Here is a 3,712-nt window from a genome sequence, read left to right as displayed (position 1 = left end):
GCAAAGTTGACGGGCACTGAGACTTCGGAGTAAGAAGAGAAACCCCGCGTCGCTACGCTCCGATGGGTGGCAGCCTTGCTCCGGTCCGGGTGGCAGGCTTCACGTGGAATGGGTGGCAACCTTCAGCGGTTTACGCAGTTAACCAGTGAGTTGACGCAAGAGGCGGCTAACAGAGCAAATAAGCTACCAATGGTCAGCGAAATGCTTGAGAAATTGCAGGGTAAAGCACCACCGGAACCGGTAAACATGCTGTTGGAATTCAGAGAGTATTCGTGGAAGCCCCTTAGCTCTTTTGTCCACGGTGGTATTCACGCTATCCATCGCCACAGCAAAGGTTATCCGCTTCCTCTCCTGGAGCAGATGGTCCGAATATCCAACGGAGTGTCAGTAATGGTGGGTATGCTGTTGGTCATATTGCACGGTGGCGGTGAGCAGCGTGGCAAAATCTCTAAAATTCAGAGAGCATTTGCGGACTGTCTACCCGAAACCAAGTCGCAAATCTCATAACAAGTCGCAGCAGTACGCGGCCGATGGCCGCCGGACGCCCTTTCCATGGCGCCTTCGGCGCCACTCCAAGGTCGCCGCTGTGCTTCGGCGTTAACCACACGGGCAATTTGGAGAGCCGTGCATTGTGGAAGTTTGATCCAGTCATCAGGGATGCTAGCTAGTTCCCATCCATAAACAGGCGTTTTTCAATATTCACACTTGGCGAGGCCGGCCACGGAACCACACCTCACCCTCGCTTCACACACTTCAGGACCACGGGGGGGCAAATTCGCCGTCCGAGGCCGCATTAGGACGGTTTTCGGGCGAACTCACCCCTCGGCCCCTCTAGCCGATGCACTCTACCTGAGTTCGGCGGATCTTGGGATGGGCTAGTGGGGCGCTGCCGCGTAAACACCGCCAGATTATGGGCCACCACCGCCGACCAGACATAGGCTCGGAAATGAGACAGCCCCTTCCAGGTGCAGCGAGTCAGCCCATAGGCCCGCTTCAAACACGAGATACCCGCCTCAATACCCGCCCGAAAGTCACACAGCCGACGATAGACCCAAAGGCTTTTCGCCATTTGCTCGACCCTCAGGCCCTTCTTCTTGCGAAAGGCCACGTCCTTGACGCCCAGGGCCTTGGCGTGGCGCACATTCGCCTGGCTGGCATAGCCGCCATCGGCGGCCACTTGGCGTGGTGCACGCCCGTAACAGGCGATCTGCCGTTCCAGCAGCGGCATAAAACGCTCACTGTCGGCGGGGTTGCCTGGCTCGATCAACACGTCAAGCACCAGGCCGCTAACGCCTGTCGTCAGATTGAGCTTGTGGCCATACTGGATCTCTCGCCCACCCTTGATGATGATGTCCGTATGGGCCTCGAACAGGCTGAACACCTTCTCGCTTGCCGGCACCGTTTCCCCCTTGAGGACCCGCCGCTCTGTCTGATCGATCACCCGCGCCAGCAAGACGCCATAGCGCACCGCCTCCCCCTGCCAGTCGGCCAGGTCCTGCGCCTCCACCGCCAGGGCCTCCAGCCTCAGTTGGGCTTCGTGCAGATAATCCAGCGTGGCACGGGCCACTTTGAGCAGCTTCCGGTAGCGCTTGTCTTGCGACTGCCTGCCTCGCCCATACTGGATCTGGCGATCATACTTTTTCGCCGCCCGACCGTGATCATGCCAGGTCAACCGGGTGTCGCCCGCCAACGCCTGAGCCCACTTCAGCAAGCGAACCAGGACGCGGACCCCGTCCCACAGCAGGCTGCTATCGGTGGGTGGATGAATATCCGTCTCGGTCACCGTGCTGTCTACCCGCACCTTGCGTCCACGCTCGACCTTCTCCGCTTGCGCACTGACCAGCAACGTCCGGTTGATCCGCTCCCAGCTTTCGGCGCGAATGCGGCCGATGCAAGCCTGAAGCACGGATTTGCGGGGCCGACAGGCCGGCTCCAGCCGCGCAAAGGCTTGAAACGACCGAGAGTCCTCCAGGCAAAAGGCCAACTCCTCGTAGCTGAGCTGGCGGCGCTGCTTGAGCAGGGCACAACGCAACACGGTCTCCACCGACAAGCCACGGCGTCCGGTCGGCTTCACCCGGTCTCGGCCCAAGTCCGCAGCCACCCCCTCCAGCACTTCGGGGTGCTCATCCAGCCAATCGGACATGAGCTTCAACTCACGGCCGAGTTCGTGCTCGGCAAACACATCGAATATACTGCGTTGTGCAATGCTTTTTTTTCGCATTGTGGCCTCCGCGGATTTTGGTTTTTCTTTTAATTTCAATTGGTTGAAACAAAGAATGCCATTTTCCGCCGGAGGTTTTATTTATTCAGTTCGCATTTTTTACAATAAGATCATTGGTTTACGTTTATGGATGGGCACTAGCTATTATCGTCGGCGCTGGTCATTCATTAATGGTTTGTTCAGTTTCGTGTTCCTGGTTGCCGGTACGGTGGCATTCTATTTCGACAATGTGACGCTACCTGGGCGCACGGGACTCGCTGAGTTTTCGGGTAAGTGGGCCCACGGGGTAGGGGTGGCTTCCTTTTTTGTTGCTGCCTATTGGACTTATCAGTCACTAAAGGAGTATCGAGTCTCTTTGCTCATACTCATGGCCCCGTTTTTAGCTGCGGCAGCAGTGTCGGCAATTTTGCTAGCCATCAAGTATGGTTAACAAGTCGTTGTAGTACGTTCCGGGCCTGCCGGCCCTACACCGGACGCCCATTTCGCTGCGCTACATGGGCGCCGCTAAACGTTGGCGTTAAAAGGTAAAGCATGAATTCACAGCAAGTCACAGCAATCGCGCTAAGGGTTATTTCGATCTGGCTGCTGATTGAGGTTGTCTTAAATTTGCCGAGTCTTTTTCTGGCTTACTCGAGCATCGAGCAGTATCAGCAGAAAGAGATGCCGCTAGTCGCTTACATCGGCCTTATTGGATCTTTCCTTCTCATCGGTATTGTTGCCGTATTTTTAATCAACAAAGCGGCGAAATCCGTTCTTTCACGCGCCCAGACGGATTCAGAAAGTTCCTTAAGTAATGATTCTCAAAAGGCGCTTTTTCAACTGGCTGGCTTGTACTTCGTTGTTGATGCAATCGTTTACCTACCGCGTTCCCTGGGGTTTATCCCAAATACAGCAGACATCTCAGTTTCCAGTTTGCTTTGGACGGTGGGGCTGGCGTTTCAGCTTGCCGTTGGGTTATGGCTTGTGACCAACTCGTCTTTTTGGCTGAACCTATTCCAGAAACTTAGGGGGCGGGCCTGATGCCTTTTAACAAGTCGCTTAAGTTCGTTCCCGGCCTGTCGGCCGTCCACCGGACGGCTTTCAGCCGCCGCTTAGCTATGCGTTAAATGCCACAATAACTTAAGTTGAAAATTTCGGGAGTACCCATGTACAAACTGCTCGCCACCATAATAATCCTCTTGTTCGCTCAGGCGGCTCATGCTGAATGGACATCTGTAAACAAAGTAGACGACTTTACAGACAAGCAGGTTCGTTACGCTGCATTTAGCGATGCCGACCATCGAATTCAATTGAGTCACGAAGGCAAGGCTGTATGGATGTTTATAACAAGAAAGAAAATTGGGACCTTTGAGGAGTTATTGTCAAATCTGGTGTATGACCATCAGGCAGCGTTCCTGCCAGATTGATCTTCCACCTGTATTCCATCCTGAAACTGCACGTTGTCCACGACCAGCTTCAGTTGGTCAAACCCCTTGATTCGCTTCCAGCGTT

The 3,712-nt window shown here is 54.9% G+C and carries 4 protein-coding genes and 1 pseudogene; 4 read left to right on the top strand and 1 reads right to left on the bottom strand.

Annotated elements, in window-relative coordinates:
• Positions 1–66 precede the first annotated feature (66 nt).
• On the top strand, positions 67–507 hold the full coding sequence (locus H3Z84_RS14510; RefSeq protein ID WP_416226222.1) for a DUF6988 family protein: 441 nt from the start codon (positions 67–69) through the stop codon (positions 505–507).
• A gap of 370 nt (positions 508–877) precedes the next feature.
• Here H3Z84_RS14510 and H3Z84_RS14505 read toward each other — a convergent pair.
• A pseudogene (locus tag H3Z84_RS14505) lies at positions 878–2,221 on the bottom strand (ISNCY family transposase); the annotation flags it as partial.
• Here H3Z84_RS14505 and H3Z84_RS14500 point away from each other — a divergent pair.
• From H3Z84_RS14500 to H3Z84_RS14490, 3 genes are all read left to right on the top strand, one after another.
• Entirely contained in the window at positions 2,205–2,651 is a 447-nt protein-coding gene (locus tag H3Z84_RS14500; RefSeq protein ID WP_199457960.1) for a hypothetical protein, read from the top strand. The pseudogene H3Z84_RS14505 and the gene H3Z84_RS14500 sit on opposite strands and share 17 nt — an antisense overlap.
• A gap of 101 nt (positions 2,652–2,752) precedes the next feature.
• Positions 2,753–3,241 carry a hypothetical protein gene (locus H3Z84_RS14495; RefSeq protein ID WP_138435700.1) on the top strand — a complete coding sequence of 163 codons (489 nt, stop codon included), beginning with the start codon at positions 2,753–2,755 and terminating at the stop codon, positions 3,239–3,241.
• A 125-nt stretch (positions 3,242–3,366) separates the two neighbouring features.
• On the top strand, positions 3,367–3,627 hold the full coding sequence (locus tag H3Z84_RS14490; protein WP_199457959.1) for a hypothetical protein: 261 nt from the start codon (positions 3,367–3,369) through the stop codon (positions 3,625–3,627).
• The last annotated feature ends 85 nt before the right edge of the window (positions 3,628–3,712 follow it).

Origin of the sequence: Marinobacter sp. bablab_jr003 (assembly GCF_016464245.1) — a bacterium.
Taxonomy (GTDB): Bacteria; Pseudomonadota; Gammaproteobacteria; order Pseudomonadales; family Oleiphilaceae; genus Marinobacter; species Marinobacter vinifirmus.
Note: the sequence above shows the minus strand (reverse complement) of the source record. Positions and strands in the feature narration are given on the sequence as shown.